At 67.6% G+C, this 16,170-nt stretch carries 17 protein-coding genes; 12 read left to right on the forward strand and 5 right to left on the reverse strand.

The window, feature by feature from the left end; translation table 11 throughout:
- Position 1: 1 nt before the first annotated feature.
- The 4 genes from EAO27_RS11590 to EAO27_RS11605 all read left to right on the forward strand — a co-directional run bounded on the left by EAO27_RS11590 (position 2) and on the right by EAO27_RS11605 (position 3,413).
- Positions 2-463 (forward strand): SRPBCC domain-containing protein, encoded by a 462-nt coding sequence (locus EAO27_RS11590; RefSeq protein WP_242769714.1) that lies wholly within the window; start codon positions 2-4, stop codon positions 461-463.
- 164 nt (positions 464-627) lie between these two features.
- Entirely contained in the window at positions 628-1,938 is a 1,311-nt protein-coding gene (gene serS, locus EAO27_RS11595) for a serine--tRNA ligase (protein WP_242769716.1), read from the forward strand.
- A 108-nt stretch (positions 1,939-2,046) separates the two neighbouring features.
- On the forward strand, positions 2,047-2,820 hold the full coding sequence (gene surE, locus EAO27_RS11600) for a 5'/3'-nucleotidase SurE (RefSeq protein WP_242769718.1): 774 nt from the start codon (positions 2,047-2,049) through the stop codon (positions 2,818-2,820).
- Positions 2,817-3,413 (forward strand): SOS response-associated peptidase family protein, encoded by a 597-nt coding sequence (locus tag EAO27_RS11605; protein WP_278190164.1) that lies wholly within the window; start codon positions 2,817-2,819, stop codon positions 3,411-3,413. Before surE ends, EAO27_RS11605 begins: the two co-directional genes overlap by 4 nt.
- Before the next feature lie 187 nt (positions 3,414-3,600).
- On the opposite strand, the gene EAO27_RS11610 is transcribed toward EAO27_RS11605, so the two are convergent.
- Entirely contained in the window at positions 3,601-4,044 is a 444-nt protein-coding gene (locus EAO27_RS11610) for a hypothetical protein (RefSeq protein WP_242769721.1), read from the reverse strand.
- A 140-nt stretch (positions 4,045-4,184) separates the two neighbouring features.
- On the opposite strand from EAO27_RS11610, the gene EAO27_RS11615 reads away from it, so the two are divergent.
- Positions 4,185-4,883, forward strand: a complete 699-nt coding sequence (locus EAO27_RS11615) for an NRDE family protein (RefSeq protein WP_242769724.1) — start codon at positions 4,185-4,187, stop codon at positions 4,881-4,883.
- A 12-nt stretch (positions 4,884-4,895) separates the two neighbouring features.
- Here EAO27_RS11615 and infC read toward each other — a convergent pair whose 3' ends face one another.
- Entirely contained in the window at positions 4,896-5,432 is a 537-nt protein-coding gene (infC, locus tag EAO27_RS11620) for a translation initiation factor IF-3 (protein WP_242769726.1), read from the reverse strand.
- A 169-nt stretch (positions 5,433-5,601) separates the two neighbouring features.
- A complete protein-coding gene (locus EAO27_RS11625) occupies positions 5,602-6,753 on the reverse strand; it encodes a penicillin-binding protein activator (RefSeq protein WP_242780580.1) in 1,152 nt (383 codons plus the stop codon).
- A gap of 61 nt (positions 6,754-6,814) precedes the next feature.
- Between EAO27_RS11625 and rsmI the strand changes: the two genes are divergently transcribed.
- The 6 genes from rsmI (at position 6,815) to EAO27_RS11655 (ending at position 12,196) form a co-directional block, all read left to right on the forward strand.
- Positions 6,815-7,675 (forward strand): 16S rRNA (cytidine(1402)-2'-O)-methyltransferase, encoded by an 861-nt coding sequence (gene rsmI / locus EAO27_RS11630; protein WP_242769728.1) that lies wholly within the window; start codon positions 6,815-6,817, stop codon positions 7,673-7,675.
- Positions 7,672-8,022 (forward strand): YraN family protein, encoded by a 351-nt coding sequence (locus tag EAO27_RS11635; RefSeq protein ID WP_242769730.1) that lies wholly within the window; start codon positions 7,672-7,674, stop codon positions 8,020-8,022. The genes rsmI and EAO27_RS11635 overlap by 4 nt, the downstream gene beginning before the upstream one ends.
- Before the next feature lie 139 nt (positions 8,023-8,161).
- Positions 8,162-9,112, forward strand: coding sequence for a glutathione synthase (gene gshB, locus EAO27_RS11640; RefSeq protein WP_242769732.1), 951 nt, complete (start codon positions 8,162-8,164; stop codon positions 9,110-9,112).
- A gap of 129 nt (positions 9,113-9,241) precedes the next feature.
- Complete coding sequence (locus EAO27_RS11645) at positions 9,242-9,853, forward strand: DedA family protein (protein WP_242769734.1); 612 nt, start codon at positions 9,242-9,244, stop codon at positions 9,851-9,853.
- Positions 9,854-10,055: 202 nt separating this feature from the next.
- A complete protein-coding gene (locus EAO27_RS11650; RefSeq protein WP_242769736.1) occupies positions 10,056-11,132 on the forward strand; it encodes a M23 family metallopeptidase in 1,077 nt (358 codons plus the stop codon).
- Entirely contained in the window at positions 11,129-12,196 is a 1,068-nt protein-coding gene (locus EAO27_RS11655; RefSeq protein ID WP_242769740.1) for a potassium channel family protein, read from the forward strand. Before EAO27_RS11650 ends, EAO27_RS11655 begins: the two co-directional genes overlap by 4 nt.
- Before the next feature lie 302 nt (positions 12,197-12,498).
- Here the strand turns inward: EAO27_RS11655 and EAO27_RS11660 are convergent, their stop codons facing one another.
- Positions 12,499-12,828, reverse strand: a complete 330-nt coding sequence (locus EAO27_RS11660) for a DUF423 domain-containing protein (protein WP_242769742.1) — start codon at positions 12,826-12,828, stop codon at positions 12,499-12,501.
- A gap of 93 nt (positions 12,829-12,921) precedes the next feature.
- Between EAO27_RS11660 and rimO the strand changes: the two genes are divergently transcribed.
- Positions 12,922-14,307 (forward strand): 30S ribosomal protein S12 methylthiotransferase RimO, encoded by a 1,386-nt coding sequence (gene rimO, locus EAO27_RS11665; protein WP_242769744.1) that lies wholly within the window; start codon positions 12,922-12,924, stop codon positions 14,305-14,307.
- A gap of 20 nt (positions 14,308-14,327) precedes the next feature.
- Here rimO and EAO27_RS11670 read toward each other — a convergent pair whose 3' ends face one another.
- Positions 14,328-15,875: a hypothetical protein gene (locus EAO27_RS11670; protein ID WP_242769746.1), complete on the reverse strand. Its 1,548-nt coding sequence runs from the start codon at positions 15,873-15,875 to the stop codon at positions 14,328-14,330.
- Positions 15,876-16,170 lie beyond the last annotated feature (295 nt).

Genomic DNA, 16,170 nt, shown 5'->3' on the forward strand with positions numbered 1-16,170 from the left:
CATGTCCGCCGAAACCGAACTCACGATCGAACGCCGCATCGCCGCCCCGCCCGCCGCGGTGTGGGACGCGTGGGCCGATCCCGCCAAGCTCGCGCGCTGGTGGATTCCGGCGCCGCTCGCATGCCGTGTGGTCAGGCTCGATCTTCACCCCGGCGACGGTTTCGAGACGCATATGCGCGAGGGTAACGGCGACTGGCAGCCGCACGTCGAGGGCTGTTTCCTCGAAGCCGTGCCGCACGAGCGGTTGGTCTGGACCACCGTTCTCAAGCAAGGCTGGCAACCGCTCGAACCCTGGCTCGCGCTGACCGCGATCCTGACCTTCGAAGCGCGGGACGGCGGCACGCTCTACACCTCGCGCGTGCTGCATCGCACCCCCGACGATGCGGCAAAGCATGAAGCGATGGGCTTCCACGACGGCTGGGGGACAGTGCTGAACCAGCTCGCCGCGCTGCTGGAACGATAATCCTCCCTGCGGCGAAGCCGCGGGAAGGGGGGACCGCCGCCGCAGGCGGTGGTGGAGGGGCGGCAACGTCGCGCCATGCCCCCGGTCGGCGGCTACGCCGCTGCCAACTCCCCATGGGGAGGATCATACTTGCGCCCGGCCAGCCGCGACGCCATAGCGCGGCCATGCACGATATCCGCCTGATCCGCGAAAACCCGCAAGCTTTCGACGCCGGCCTCGCGCGCCGCGGCCTTGCCCCCCTGTCCGCCGAAATCCTCGCGATGGACGCGTCGCTGCGCGCGCTCCAGACCGAAATCCAGGGATCGCTCGCGCGCCGCAACGAAGCGTCGAAAGCGATCGGCCAGGCGATGGCGCAGGGCCGCAAGGACGAGGCCGAGGCGCTCAAGGCCGAGGTCGCCGAACTCAAGGCATCGCTCCCGGCGCAGGAAGACGCCGAACGCGAACAGCTCGCCGCCTTGCAGGACAAGCTCGCCGCGCTCCCCAACCTCCCCGCCGCCGACGTGCCCGAGGGCGAGGATGAAGACGGCAATGTCGAGATATCGCGCTGGGGCACCCCGCGCAGCTTCGACTTCGCGCCGCAGGAGCACGCCGATTTCGCCCCCGCGCTCGGGCTCGATTTCGAGACCGCGGCGAAGATGTCGGGCGCGCGCTTCGCTTTCCTCAAAGGCCAGATGGCGCGGCTCGAACGCGCGCTCGGCCAATATATGCTCGACCGCCAGACGGTCGAACAGGGCTACACCGAATGCGCGACCCCGCTGATGGTCCGCGACGAAGCCGCCTTCGGCACGACGCAGCTCCCCAAGTTCCGCGAGGACCTGTTCCAGACCACCGACGGCCGCTGGCTGATCTCGACCTCCGAGATGAGCCTGACCAACGCGGTGCGCGAGGACATCCTGCCCGAAGATCAGCTTCCGCTGCGCATGACCGCGCTCACCCCCTGCTTCCGCTCCGAGGCGGGCTCGGCGGGGCGCGACACGCGCGGCTATATCCGCCAGCACCAGTTCTGGAAGGTCGAGCTGGTTTCGGTCGTCCGTCCCGAGGACAGCGACGCCGAACTCGAACGCAAGACGCGCGCCGCTGAGCTGATCCTCGAAGGGCTCGGCCTGCCGTACCGCAAGATGCTGCTCTGCGCGGGCGACATGGGTTTCGCCGCGCGCAAGACCTATGACCTCGAAGTCTGGCTGCCCGGGCAGAACGCCTATCGCGAGATTTCGAGCTGTTCGAACTGCGGCGATTTCCAGGCGCGCCGCATGAACACGCGCTTCCGCCGCGAGGGCGTCCCCGCCGGAAGCCCAACGGGTTCCGGCCAGAAAAAGGGGGGCAACGAGTTTGTCCACACCTTGAACGGTTCGGGGCTCGCGGTCGGGCGGACGCTGGTCGCAATCCTCGAAAATTACCAGCAGGCCGACGGCAGCGTCGCGATTCCGGAAGCGCTGCTGCCCTACATGGGCGGGATCACCTCGCTCACCCCCTAATCCGTTTGTGCTGAGCTTGTCGAAGCACCGTTCTTCTCTTTGACGTTGCGAAAAGAAAGGACGGCCCTTCGACAAGCTCAGGGCGAACGAGTCTGAAAGAACCAAAACGTGCGCATCCTCCTCACCAACGACGACGGTTATCACGCCCCCGGCATGGCGGTGCTCGAAGCGATCGCGCGCCAGCTCAGCGACGATATCTGGGTATGCGCGCCCGCCGAGGAACAGTCGGGCGCCGGCCACTCGCTCACCCTGTCGCGTCCGGTGCGCATCCGCGAGCACGGGCCGCGCCGCTGGTCGTGCACCGGCACCCCGACCGATTCGGTGATGATGGCGATCGGCAGGCTGATGCCCGAAAAGCCCGACCTCATCCTCTCGGGCGTCAACCGCGGCGCCAATCTCGGCGACGACATCACCTATTCGGGCACCGTCTCGGCGGCGATCGAGGGCGCGCTCGCGGGCATCCGCGCGATCGCGCTCAGCCAAGTCTATGCCAAGGAAGGCATGGGCGACAATGTCCCCTTCGAGGCGGCCGAAGCCTGGGGCGCCAAGGTGCTGCGCCCGCTGCTCGACCGGGACATGCCGCCGCGCACGCTGATCAACATCAACTTCCCCGCCATCCCCGCCGCCGACGTCCAGGGCATCCGCGTCACGCGGCAGGGTTTCCACGATTACGGCCGCGGTTCGATCGTCGAGGGCACCGATCCGCGCGGCTATCGCTATTACTGGTTCGGCCTCCACGGCATCGAGCACAGCCTCGGCCACGACAGCGACCTCGAGGCGATCGACGACGGCTATATCTCGGTCACCCCGCTCCAGCTCGACCTGACCCACGACGCCTCGCTCGCCGCACTGCGCAGCGCCTATGGGGCGATGCCGGACTGACGCACCTCTACCGCCTCGACGCCCCGGCCGCCGCCGTCGCGGCGACCTTCGGCGCCGATGCGGGCGGCGATCCGTGGAGCGGCGGGTACGTCACGCCGGGCCGTCCGGGACCCGTCATCGTCCGCGACGCCAAATCGGGCCTGCGCCGCCTGCGCCCGATGTTCTGGGGCGTCCCGCCGCCGCGCGGCGACGCCCCTGTGACGACCGTGCGCAACCTGGCGAGCCCCTTCTGGATCGGCACGCTGCGCCACAGCGAGCTGCGCTGCCTCGTCCCCGCGACAAGCTATCCCTTGTGGTCGGGCGCCGCGGGCCGCCGCCGTCAGCTGTGGCTCTCGGTCGCCGACCGGCCGCTCTTCGCCTTCGCGGGGATCGTCCGCTTCGCCGACGAGATCCCGCATTTCGCGCTGCTGGCAACCGATCCCAACCCGCTCGTCGCGCGCCTCGCCGCCGGTGCGATGCCGCTGATCCTCCACGCCGGTGACGAGGAGCGCTGGCTGGCCGCCGACTGGAAAGACGCCCAAACCCTCGTTGCCCCCTTCCCCGCGCATCTGATGACGGCAAATGATCACGCTAGCCCTGCCCCGCGGACATAATCGGCGCCCGTCTGCGCGAAAGGGGGAAATCGGCCCGGATTCAGGCGCGGGATGGCAACGACGGGACAGCGGCTGCCGCAGACATATATCCTCCCTGTGGCAAAGCCACGGGAAGGCGGACCACCGCCGCGAGCGATGGTGGAGGGGGCGAAAGGTCGCCCGACGCCTGATGGCGTCGGCCCCTCCGTCAGCGCAGTGCGCCCCTGCCCGCCATCGCGCGGGCATAGAAGAACAACGCGATCGCGACGACCCAGATGACGAAGAGGAAGCCCAGGACGCTGGTGCCGAACAGCGCCTGATACTCTGCCGACTTGAGCCCGACCTGATAGATGCTCATCAACCCGAGGCCGACCAGTGAGACCAGAAAGGCCGTCACTGCATGGCGGCTGCGCGCCAGCAACAGCAGGGTTCCCGCCATCGCGCCCCAGACGCCGAGCGCCCAGCCGATATCGGCCCACATCGGATAGGCATCGATCCAGGCGATCTGTTCGGGCTTCAACTGCGCGCCTTCCAGATACCAAGCCGCCTTGGTCTTGAACCCGACATAGTCAGACACCGGAATCATGTGCCACAGGAACGAAGCCCCCGCGACGACCCACAGGTGCCAGGGCGTTTTGCCAGCTTGTATCATAATCGGTCTCCCCCTCCAGAAACGCCGATGAAGCTAGCATGCTTCGCCGCCACCGGCAATTCGGTGATATAGCTCCGCAATACAGCGGCGCGCCGTGAACGGGCTTGGCAAATGCGGCGCAGCACCCGATAGGCCCCGTCATGTGCGTCGTCGCCCTTGCCCACCGCGTCCACCCCGACTGGCCGCTGATCCTCGTCGGCAACCGCGACGAGTTCCACGGCCGCCCCGCCGCGCCGCTGCACCTATGGGACGACGGCAGCGGCATCGTCGCGGGCCGCGACCTCCAGGCCGGGGGCACCTGGCTCGGGGTCCATGCGCCGAGCGGGCGCGCGGTCGTCGTCACCAACGTCCGCGGCGCGATGCCCGATCCGGCCAAAGAATCGCGCGGCGCGCTGGTCAGCGACCTGCTGCGCGGTCAGGGACGCTTCAGCGACCCGGCGGCGGAGGATTTGCGGCGCTTCAACGCCTTCAATCTCTTTGCGGTCGGCGGCGGCGAGGCGCGGCTGCTCACCAGCCGGCCGGTGCCGCTGATCATGCCGCTGGCGCCCGGCGTGCACGCGCTCGCCAACGAACCCGTCGACGAGCCCTGCCCGCGCGCCGAGCGGCTGCGCAACGCGCTCGCGGCTGCGGTCGAGGCGGGCGCGGATCCGGCCACCCTGCTCGACACGCTGGCCGAAGAGGATGACCCGGCGCTGTTCCTGGGCGGCGATGTTTACGGCACGCGCGCCTCGACCCTCGTCGCGGTCGCCACCGACGGCACGGTGCGCATGACCGAACGCCGATACGAAGCGGGCGGCCGCTCCAACGGAACGACCGCCCTCGATTTTCGGATCGGCTGACGCCGCCGGCGCTTATTTCGGCGCGAGGACCATCAGCATCTGGCGACCCTCGGTGCGCGGGTGCGCCTCGACCTTGGCGATTTCCGCCGTCATCTCGGCGACGCGCTGGAGCACGTTGAGCCCGAGCTGGGTGTGGCTCATCTCGCGGCCGCGGAAACGCATCGTCATCTTGACCTTGTCGCCTTCGCCAAGGAAGTCGAACACCTTCTTCATCTTCACTTCGAAGTCGTGGTCGTCGATGTTCGGACGCATCTTGATCTCCTTGATCTCCTGCGTCTTCTGGCTCTTGCGGGCGAGGTTCGCCTTTTTCTGGGCTTCGTATTTGAACTTGCCCACGTCGAGGAACTTGCACACCGGCGGATCGGCGTTGGGGGAGACTTCGACCAGGTCCAGCCCGACTTCGGCCGCCTGCTCGATGGCTTCGGCGGTCAGCATTACGCCCAGATTTTCGCCTTCCTCGTCGATCACGCGGACCTTGGGCGAGGCGATGAATTCATTGTATCGCGGGCCGTTCTTCGGCGGCAGCGGTGCCATCGGGCGGCGTGTCATGGGCGGGCGTATTGCTTTATCTCCTGGTCGTTGTCGAAGGGCGCGCGGAATCGATGCGCCCGCGCGCCATGCTCATATAGTGAACGCGGGCGCGGCGTAAAGGCCGCGAGGCGCGCCGCCGTAACGCTTTTTGCCCGACTGTGGCGGCGATGCCACTAAGGCGGTGTCCTTACCGCCCGGCATCCCATTTGGTCGGCGCGGGGTCGATCACGCGAAAACCGCCCGCCCCCACTTCGCTGACCTCGAGCGCGCGCGTCGCGATGCCGCGGTTGTTGAAGCGGAAGATGCCGTCGATTCCGCCGAAGCCGTCGGCGGCGAGCAGCCGGTTAGCGGGAAAGCTGGTCCCCGGTTTCCAGTCACGCGCGATGCGCACCGTCAGCAGCACCGAGTCATACCCCAGGCTGGCAAGCCGGTATGGCGCCTTGCCGAAGCGATTGCGGTAGCTGGTCGCCATCTGGCCATAGAGCCCGTCGGACACGCTCGCGAACCACGCCCCGCGCATCGCGGCGTTGCTGCCCAGCGACGATTCGGTGTTCCACAATTCGGTGCCGAGAATCTGCTTGGGGCCGCTACTCTTGATCACCGGCACCGCGCGGATCGCATTGCCGCCCGAATCGGCGATCAGCACCGCGTCCATCGCCGGGCCGTTGGCGAGCCGCCGCGCCGCGCCCGACAGCGCGGTTGCGCTGCGGTCGTAGCTTTCCGAGGCGACCAGCGTGCCGCCCGCCTGCGCGACCGCGGCGCGCAACGCGGCGAGGCTGCGGTCGCCATAGACATTCTTGGGCACCAGCGCGCCGAAGCGCGTATGTCCCTGCCCGCGCGCATAGCCGACGACGCGCTCGACCGACTGGCCGGGGACGAAGCCCATGATGAACACGCCGTTGCCCGCGACGCCGCTGTCGTTCGAGAAGCTCAGCACGGGGACCTTTGCGTCGCGCGCGATCGGCGCGACCGCGGCGACGTCCTCGGTCAGCAGCGGGCCGAGGATCAGCTTGTTGCCGTCGGCGACCGCCTGCCGCGCCGCGGCGGCGGCGCCCAGCGCGGTGTCATAGGTGGTGATGCGCAGCCGTTCGGTCTTGGTATCGAGCAGCGCCAGCGTCGTCGCATTGGCGATCGCGGTGCCGACGTCGGCGTTCGGTCCCGTCTGCGGCACGAGCAGCGCGACGCGGTGGCGGTCGGTATCGGTCGGCAGGCCGGGTCCGATGTCGGTTTCGGACGTTTTCGGCGGCGGCGGCGCGGTGCCGGGGCCGTCGCCCTTGGGCACGACCTGGCACGCCGCCAGAAAACCCGCCATCGCCAGCGTCGCCGCCATGCGCAGCATTTGCCGCCGCGGCGACGCATTGTTTTGGCGCTGCGCCGCAGTTTCTGCCATCTGCTGCGTCATGCCGAATTCCACCATCTCAGATTCTCCTGTCCCCGGTCTCTATATCGTCGCGACGCCCATCGGCAACCTTGGCGACATCGGCGCGCGCGCCGCGGCGACGCTTGCCCGCGCCGACCTGATCGCGGCCGAAGACACGCGTGTGACAGCGAAGCTGCTGTCGCATCTCGGCCTGCGCATTTCGATGACCCCCTATCACGACCATAGCGACGAACGCACCCGCGCCGCGCTGGTTGCGCGCATGGCCGAAGAAGTTGTCGTGCTCGTCTCCGACGCGGGCACGCCGCTGATCTCCGACCCCGGGTACAAGCTGGTGCGCGACGCACGCGCGGCGGGGCGCCACGTCACCACCATCCCGGGTCCCTGCGCCGCGATCGCCGCGATCACCCTGTCGGGGCTGCCCAGCGACCGCTTCCTCTTCGCGGGCTTCCTGCCGAACAAGGCCAAGGCGCGCGCCGACACCATCGCCGAATTCGCCGGGCTGCGCGCCAGCCTCGTCTTCTACGAAAGCGGCCCGCGCCTCGCCGCCAGCCTCGCCGCGCTCGCCGACGGGCTCGGCGACCGCGAAGCCGCGGTCGCGCGCGAAATCACCAAGCTCTACGAACAATGCGTCACTGGCCCTCTGACCACCCTCGCGGCGCGCTATGCCGATGCGCCACCGAAGGGCGAGATCGTGATCGTCGTCGCACCGCCGGGAGAGGCCCTACCCGAAGCCGCCGACGACACGACGCTCGACGCGGCGCTGCGCGACGCCATGACCGACAAGCCCGTCGCGCAGGCGGCAAAGGCGGTCGCCAAACGCTTCGGGCTCGACCGCCACGACGTCTATGCCCGCGCGCTCGCACTGAAAGACGCGGGGTGAAGCGCGCCGCGGCCGAAGCGCGCGGGCGCAAGGCCGAACGCCGCGCCGCCTGGTGGCTGCGGCTGCACGGATGGCGGATATTGGGGCAACGGCTGCGCGTCCCCGTGGGCGAGGTCGACCTCGTCGCACGGCGCGGCCGCGTCGTCGCCTTCGTCGAGGTCAAATGGCGCGACCGGCCCGCCGACCTCGATCTCGCGATCGATCCGTACCGCCTGCGCCGCGTCGCCGCGGCCGCCGAAATGCTCCGCTCGCGCTTCGCGCGGCCGCGCGACGACATCCGCATCGACGTGATGCTCCTTGCGCCGCGGCGCCTGCCGCGCCATCTGGTCCACGTCTGGCAACCCTAGGCGTCGGACAGACATCGGGAGTCCCCCTCCCCCGTTTGCGCTGAGCTTGTCGAAGCACCGTCCTTCTTTGCGACGCCGCAGAAAAGAACGGCCCTTCGACAAGCTCAGGGCGAACGGCATATTTGTGATGGAGCAAAGCATGACCCTGCGCGTCGCGGTACAAATGGATCCGATGGACGGCATCAACATCGCCGGCGACAGCAGCTTCGCGCTGATGCTCAGCGCGCTCGACCGCGGCTACACCCTCTATCATTACGACGTGCGCGGACTGACGTGGGAGGCCGGGCGGCTCACGACCAAGGCCCATCGCGTGCTCGAGGCGCAGCGCGAGGCGGGTGCGCACTACCGTTTCGGCGATCCGGTCATCCTCGACCTCGGCCGCGACGTCGACGTCGTGCTGATGCGGCAGGACCCGCCCTTCGACCTCGGCTATCTCACCGGCACATGGCTGCTCGAACGCATCCGGGACGAGACGCTGGTCGTCAACGACCCCGTCTCGGTGCGCAACGCCCCCGAAAAGGTCTTCGTGCTCGATTTCGCGCACTATATGCCGCCGACGATGGTCACGCGCGACCTCGACGCAGTGAGGGATTTCCAGTCGCGCTACGGCGCGGTGGTGATCAAGCCGCTGCACGGCAACGGCGGCAAGGCGGTGTTCAAGGTCGACGCCGACGGCGCGAACCTCGGTGCGCTCGTCGAACTCTTCGGCCAGGTGTGGCCCGAACCCTTCATGGTCCAGCAGTTCCTGCCGAGCGTCGCCTCGGGCGACAAGCGCATCGTGCTCGTCGACGGCGTCGTCGCAGGGGCGATCAATCGCAAGCCCGGCGAAGGCGAGTTCCGCTCGAACCTCGCGGTCGGCGGCTATGCCGAGGCGGCCGAACTGACCCCGCGCGAAGCTGAAATCTGCGCCGCGCTCGGCCCCGCGCTCCGGGAACGCGGGCTGATCTTCGTCGGCATCGACGTGATCGGCGGCGAATGGCTGACCGAGATCAACGTCACCTCGCCCACCGGCATCGTCGCGATCGACCGCTTCAACAACAGCGACACCGCGGGCATGATCTGGGACGCCATCGCGCGCCGGATCGGCTGACGATTTCCTTTGCCTCGTCCTTGCGAGGGCCGTAGGCCCGCGGCAATCCGGCGGGGTATCGAATACCCCTCGATTGCTTCGCTCCGCTCGCAATGACGCGCCTTTGAAGACCCGTTGCAGGACCTCCCCATGACCGAATTCATTCTCGATCTCATCCAGTCGTGGGGCTACCTCGGCATCGCGATCCTGATGTTCCTCGAAAATGTCTTTCCGCCGATCCCGTCGGAAGTGATCATGGGGCTCGGCGGCGTGATGGTCGGCCAGGGTCGCTTCGACTACTGGACGCTGGTGACGGTGGCGGTGATCGGCACCACGCTCGGCAACTGGGTGTGGTACTGGATCGGGCGCTGGTTCGGCTACGAACGGCTGAAGCCGCTCGTCGACCGCTTCGGGCGCTGGCTGACGCTCGACTGGGACGAGGTCGAGAAGATGCACGACTGGTTCCTCAAATATGGCTCGGGCATCGTCTTCGTCTGCCGTTTTCTGCCGATCGCGCGCACGATGATCTCGCTGCCCGCGGGCATGGTCGGTATGAACCAGCTCAAATTCCTGCTCTGGACCGCCGCCGGATCGACGATCTGGATCGCTGCGCTCGCCGGCGCGGGCAGCTGGTTCGGCCGGCAGTTCCACGAGGTCGAACGCTTCATCGGCCCCGTCGCGCTGGTTGCGATCGGCTCGATCATCCTGCTCTACGTCTACCGCGTCGTGACATGGAAACCGAAGGCGCCGCGGCAGGATTGATCCGGAACCACGCGGCGAAAACCCGAAAACGGCCGAAAGCCGAGTGAATCCGATCTCGTCGCCCCGACCTTGTTTCAGCATGTCGAGGTTTGACGGTCCGCCTTCCGTACCCCGGCCCGCGTGCGCGCCTGTCCCCGACCCGCCGCCCGCCACCATGACGTCGCGGCTGGTCAAGCCGCCAAGGCTTTGGCACATAAGGCGCATGGGGGACCGTCCGCATCGCCTGATCCTGCTTCCGCTGCTCGCCGCGCCGCTCGCGGCCTGCATTCCCGCGTCCGCGCCGCCGCACCGCGCGGTGGCGCCCGCGCCGACCCCGGCGCCGACGCCGGGCTATGCCCCGCTCCCGCCCGCCGAGCGCGTCACCGGCGGCGACAGCCGCCCGACCTGGACGCTCCAGCCGGTCGTCCCCAATGCGCAGCGCGTCGAGGCGTCGATCCATATCGTCAGCCGCGGCCAGTCGATCCAGGAAATCAGCGAGATCACCGGCGCGGGCGTCGAGGCGATCCGCATCGAAAACGCCTCGTCCACCCCCTTCCGCCTTGTTCCCGGCCAGCGGCTGCGCATTCCCGCGGGCCTCTACCACCGCGTCGGCGCGGGCGAGACCGGGATCGGCATCGCGCAGGCCTATGGCGTCGACTGGGGCGAGATCGTGACGCTCAACGCGCTCAGCGAACCCTATATATTGCGCATCGACCAGCGGCTGAAGCTGCCCAACGCCGCACGCGCGCAGACCCCGCAGCAGGTCGACATCGCCGCGCGCGCCGCCGCCTTCAATCTCGACATCGACGATATCGCGACGGGCAGCCAGCCCGCGCTCGCCGAAAACCGGGCGCCCGCGACGGCCAGCGCCGCCCCGCGCGGCGCCGTCACCACGGCGATCGCCCCGCCCGCCGCTTTTTCGGGCCGCTTCCGCTGGCCGCTCGACGGGCGCGTGATCGCGAAATTCGGTCCGCTCGCGCCGGGCAAGGTCAACGACGGCATCAACATCGCGGTCGCCGCGGGCACCCCGATCCATGCCGCCGCCGACGGCGTCGTCGCCTATGCCGGCGACCAGATCGGGGTCTATGGCGGGCTGATCCTGATCGACCATGGCGGCGGGTGGGTCAGCGCCTATGGCCATGCGCAGCAACTCGACGTGCGGCGCGGCCAGGCGGTGAAGGCGGGCGCGGTCATCGGCCGCGCCGGCGCGACGGGCCAGGTGCAATCGCCGCAGCTCCACTTCCAGCTGCGCCGCAACCGCCTGCCGATCGACCCGCTCAGGCAGCTGCCTGCCCGATGAGCCGCAAGCCCAACCCGAAACTGCACCTGCAGCACAGCTTCAACCTGCTGCGCCGCGCCGCGAAATGGCCGATCTGGGCCGACGTCATCGCGCGGCTGGGGCTTGCCTTCTTCCTGATCGGGGTCGTCATCCTCGTCCACTGGATCGACCGCGCCGGGCTCAAGGACAGCCACGACGGGCACATCAGCTTCCTCGACGTCGTCTATTTCACGATGATCTCGGTCACGACCACCGGGTTCGGCGACATCGCGCCGGTGTCCGACCGGTCGCGGCTGATCGAGGCGGTGATCGTCACCCCGATCCGCATCATGGTGCTCTTCATCTTCGTCGGCACCGCCTATAATTTCGTCATCAAACGCACATGGGACAAATGGCGCATGGCCCGCATTCAAGCAAAGCTCACCGATCATATCGTCGTCCTCGGCTTCGGCATCAGCGGCAGCGAGGCGGTCAAGGAACTGATCGCGCGCGGCACCGACCCCGGCTGCATCGTCGTCATCGACCAGTCGGCGGCGCGGATCGAGCAGGCCGAAGCGATGGGCTGCAACGTCCTCCAGGGCGATGCCTCGAACGACGACACGCTGATCGACGTCCGCATCGCACAGGCGCAGTCGGTGCTGGTGTCGGCGGGCCGCGACGACAGCTCGATCCTGATGGTGCTCACCGTCCGCCACCTTGCGCCCCATGTCCCGATCAGCGTCGTCATCCGCGCGCAGGACAATGAACTGCTCGCGCGGCAGGCGGGCGCGAACAACGTCATCAACCCGGTCAGCTTCACCGGGCTGCTGCTCGCCGGATCGGCGCAGGGCGCGCATGTCGCCGACTATATGGCCGACCTCGCCAGCATCGGCGGGCGCGTCCAGCTGCGCGAACGGCCCGTGGCGGCCGAGGAAGTGGGTCGCAGCATCGACGAACTCGCGAGCGAGGGGCGCGGACTGCGCATCTATCGCGCGGGCAAGCCCTATGGCTTCTGGGAGCCCGAGGCGCGGCGGCTCGAACCGGGCGACCAGGTCGTCGAAGTCGTCCGCTGCGAGGAATGCGAGGCGAGCGTGGCCGCGGGTTAGACGGTCGGGATCAGGCTGCGCCGCAGCGCAGAGCCTGTCGAAGGGCGCTTCTCGGCAAGGCACCGGTCGATACGCTGGGCGTTTATCCCCTTGGCATCCGTGGCTCCTTTATCGTCATTGCGAGGAGCGGAGCGACGAAGCAATCTCCTGCCATCGGCAAGACAGAGCGATGGCCGGAGATTGCTTCGCCTCGCGCGCAATGACGCCATACGGATGCGAGCGGGATAAACGCCGATACACTCAGCGCCATGCAGCGCCGTGACGAAAGACCGATCTGGCCTCGACAGGGCGGCTTCCGGCCTTCACCCCCGCCAGTAAATCCACCCCGCCCACAGCCAACCGATGATCAGCAGGGTGCCGCCGACCGGGGTTATCGCGCCGAGCCAGCGCGGCGCGCCGAGCGCCATGGCATAGAGCGTCAGCGCGAACAGCGCCCCGCCCGCGAGCAGCACGATCGCCGGGCCCCGCGCGACGCCCATGATCGCCAGCGCCGCAACCGCGTGGATCAGCTGGTACAATCCGCCGGTGCGCAGCCATTCGGCCTGCTGCGGCCCCGCCGCGCCGTGCGCGCCGAACGCCCCCGCCGCCACCGCGACCGCCGCCGAAATCGCCGCCCAGACACCTATCGCCATCGTCCACCTCGCATTACCGGTTTTGCGCCTCCGCATGGCGCCAAGCGCCGCGCGTGACAAGCGCGACGGAATCGATTATGGGCGCGACCGATCATGACAGTCAAAACCCTCCCTGCCCAGCCGAAGGTCGGCATGGTGTCGCTCGGCTGCCCGAAGGCGCTCGTCGACAGCGAACGGATTCTCACCAAGCTGCGCGCCGACGGCTACGGCCTCTCGCCCGACTATGCCGGCGCCGACGTCGTGCTCGTCAACACCTGCGGCTTCCTCGACAGCGCCAAGGAGGAAAGCCTCGAGGCGATCGGCGAGGCGATGGCCGAAAACGGCCGCGTCATCGTCACCGGCTGCATGGGCAACGAGGCCGAGGTGATCCGCGCGCGCTTCCCGAAGGTGCTCGCCGTCACCGGCGCGCACCAGTACGAACAGGTCGTCGATGCGGTGCATGACGCCGCGCCGCCGACGCAGGGGCCCTTCGTCGATCTGGTACCCGAAGGCGGGCTCAAGCTGACGCCGCGGCACTATAGCTATCTCAAGATTTCCGAAGGCTGCAACCACAGCTGCGCCTTCTGCATCATCCCCGACCTGCGCGGAAAGCTGGTCAGCCGCCGTATCGACGCGGTGCTGCGCGAGGCCGAAAAGCTCGTCGCCGCGGGGACGAAGGAACTGCTCGTCATCAGCCAAGATACGTCGGCTTACGGTGTCGACACGCGCCACGATCCGCGCGAGTGGAAGGGCCGCGAAGTCCGCGCTCATATGACCGACCTCGCCCGCGAACTCGGCCAGCTTCGGACCAGCGAAGGCAAGGCCCCGTGGGTGCGCCTCCACTATGTCTACCCCTATCCCCACGTCGATGCGGTGATCCCGCTGATGGCCGAGGGGTTGCTGACGCCCTATCTCGACATCCCCTTCCAGCACGCGTCGCCCAGCGTCCTCAAGCGCATGAAGCGCCCCGCGAACGAAGCGAAGGTGCTCGAAAGGCTCAAAAGCTGGCGCGCGATCGCCCCCGACATCGCGATCCGATCGAGCTTCGTGGTCGGCTTCCCGGGCGAGACCGAGGCGGATTTCCAATATCTCCTCGACTGGCTCGACGAAGCCCAGCTCGACCGCGTCGGCGCCTTTCGCTTCGAACCCGTCGCGGGCGCGCAGGCGAACGCCCTGCCCGACCCCGTGCCCGAAGAGGTCAAAGAAGAACGTTTCCAGCGCATCATGGCCAAGACCGCCGCGATCAGCGCCGCGAAGCTCGAGGCCAAGATCGGCCGCACTTTGCCCGTGATCATCGACGAAGTCGGCGAAGCCGACCCCAACGATCCTGACTGGGACGGCAGCATCGGCGCCACCGGCCGCAGCCAGGCCGACGCACCCGAGATCGACGGCCATGTCTATCTGCGCGACGTCGCGGCGACGCTCAGGGCCGGCGACATCGTCGACGTCGCGATCGAGGATGCCGACGAGCACGACCTGTTCGGGGTGGTCGCGGGCTAAAACAGAGCGCTTGGCGGCAGTTATTCCGCCGCGTCACGCGCCGCACGCAAGGCAGACCGACGCTCGGTGAACGGCGGCGCAAAATCGCGCGGAATATCGCGCGCGTGCTTGTCGAAGAGCGGCGCCACATCCGGTCGCTTGCGAATGCGATCGAACATACCCGGCGTTACCGAATCATTGTAAAAAAGTTCGAATTCACGCGACTGCAGCGCGTTGATCATCGCGCCCGCACGCGTCGGATCTTCGAGCGCTGCGCGTGCAATCCGCGCCGCTTCATCGTCCGCATTGGCACACAGCAACGCTGCGGCAGCCTCCGCAGGCGCCTCCGCTTGGTGCTCGATGACCTCGGCGACCAACGGTGGCATCTCGTCCGTACGCCCCTCGGCCTGCAGCGCGCATAGGGTCGCACGCCGTACGAGCATGCGGGCAAATTCATTCCCTGTTTCAGCAGCGACCTCTTTCGCTAGGCTGGCGGCGGCAAGCCCCTTTTCACCCTGTCCCAGGTCGACGAATCTTAGAGCACGGTTGATGACGAAATTGACCAGCCAGCCGCGCGATCGTCCGTCGAGATCAAGCGCTGCGATATCGTCGAAAATCATCTCGGCCTCAGCCGAACGGTCCAGCGCGTCGAGCGCATAGACCTTTACGTTGAGCGCCCATCCCATATCCTCGGTCAACATATCGGCATAGGCGTCGCGAGCCGGTTCGTGTGCGCCAACCAAAGTCACGACATCATCGAAGCGCCCCGCGATCAGATAGGCATTTGCGAGGTCCTTCATCAGCGCCATATTATCTGGCGCGGCCTCAAAGTCTGCCTTGCTCCGATCAACCTGCGCGTCGATCACGTGCACCATATTGCGGCCAGCCTTAGCTTCGATCTGCGGCCACAGCTTCGCGTAGCGGCGATCCCCCAAAGCCGATTTGAAGGCATAGGGGGATTTCAAATAAGCGAGGTTCGTGGCGGCAGCGGTCGTGTCTCCGGTCTCCACCTCAATTTGGAAAAGCTCCGAGCCGATGATATCCCGATCCGCGGCGGGGAACTTCGCCAACCGTTCGGGGCGTATCAGGGCGCGAAAAAGTGCAAGACTGCGTTCGCGCTCCTTCGCCTTCACATAGGCTTGAGCCAGATCCCACACGACTTTCGAATCGCCGTCGGTCAGCGTCATCCGGTCGTCGGCATCAATGTATGCGAAAAGCCTTTCCTCGGCGGCGTCATAGCGTTCGGCGAGGTGAGAGACCCCGACCCCCATCGGAAAGGCCGACGGCTTGCCGCTCCTCCGCTCCAGCGCGATCATCCACATATAGGCGTCCGACCAACGCTTCTCGCCGGCCGAGCACATCAGGTTGGAATAGGCTTCGAGCGCGTCGAGCCGCGACGAAAAACTGCCACGCGTGATCATCTGGCGCGTCAACGGCACCATGACACGACACCAGTCGGGTTGGTCGAGCGCCACCTGCGCATCAAACGCACTCGACAATTGATCGTCGCTGTAAGTTGTATAGTTGATCCGCGCTGATGCCCCGTCGCCGCCCTCCTGCGCAGATGCCGGCACGGCCGCAAACGCCATCAGTGCCCCTAGGACGCTCCCCAAAGTCGATCGCGACAAAATTAACCCTCCCCATGTCATGGAATCGTTGTGCCGACACCCGGCCCGATTGCCAAGCCGCCTTCCCCGGCTCCTGTCGGTGGCGACCAGCAGCCACCGCCTCAGTGGGGAGGAATACCAAGGCGCCTTCGCTCACGCGCCGCCGAGACGGGCACCACGGACGGAAGCCGAAGCAGGGTGCTCTCGCAAGGGGGATTTCGTTTCCGTTCCACCGGATCCATTCGGTAGGGAACAGGTTCGCGCCCGCCATGTTATG

Source organism: Sphingopyxis sp. YF1 (assembly GCF_022701295.1).
Lineage (GTDB): Bacteria > Pseudomonadota > Alphaproteobacteria > Sphingomonadales > Sphingomonadaceae > Sphingopyxis.

Bases quoted from the DNA above. Each gene is read 5' to 3' on its own strand.
- EAO27_RS11655 (WP_242769740.1), top strand. From the start codon at position 11,129: ATGAGCCGCAAGCCCAACCCGAAACTGCACCTGCAGCACAGCTTCAAC.
- EAO27_RS11645 (WP_242769734.1), top strand. From the start codon at position 9,242: ATGACCGAATTCATTCTCGATCTCATCCAGTCGTGGGGCTACCTCGGC.
- rimO (WP_242769744.1), top strand. From the start codon at position 12,922: ATGACAGTCAAAACCCTCCCTGCCCAGCCGAAGGTCGGCATGGTGTCG.
- EAO27_RS11590 (WP_242769714.1), top strand. From the start codon at position 2: ATGTCCGCCGAAACCGAACTCACGATCGAACGCCGCATCGCCGCCCCG.
- serS (WP_242769716.1), top strand. From the start codon at position 628: ATGCACGATATCCGCCTGATCCGCGAAAACCCGCAAGCTTTCGACGCC.
- EAO27_RS11660 (WP_242769742.1), bottom strand. From the start codon at position 12,828: ATGGCGATAGGTGTCTGGGCGGCGATTTCGGCGGCGGTCGCGGTGGCG.
- infC (WP_242769726.1), bottom strand. From the start codon at position 5,432: ATGACACGCCGCCCGATGGCACCGCTGCCGCCGAAGAACGGCCCGCGA.
- EAO27_RS11650 (WP_242769736.1), top strand. From the start codon at position 10,056: ATGGGGGACCGTCCGCATCGCCTGATCCTGCTTCCGCTGCTCGCCGCG.
- EAO27_RS11625 (WP_242780580.1), bottom strand. From the start codon at position 6,753: ATGCTGCGCATGGCGGCGACGCTGGCGATGGCGGGTTTTCTGGCGGCG.
- rsmI (WP_242769728.1), top strand. From the start codon at position 6,815: ATGCCGAATTCCACCATCTCAGATTCTCCTGTCCCCGGTCTCTATATC.
- gshB (WP_242769732.1), top strand. From the start codon at position 8,162: ATGACCCTGCGCGTCGCGGTACAAATGGATCCGATGGACGGCATCAAC.
- EAO27_RS11670 (WP_242769746.1), bottom strand. From the start codon at position 15,875: ATGGCGTTTGCGGCCGTGCCGGCATCTGCGCAGGAGGGCGGCGACGGG.
- EAO27_RS11610 (WP_242769721.1), bottom strand. From the start codon at position 4,044: ATGATACAAGCTGGCAAAACGCCCTGGCACCTGTGGGTCGTCGCGGGG.
- EAO27_RS11615 (WP_242769724.1), top strand. From the start codon at position 4,185: ATGTGCGTCGTCGCCCTTGCCCACCGCGTCCACCCCGACTGGCCGCTG.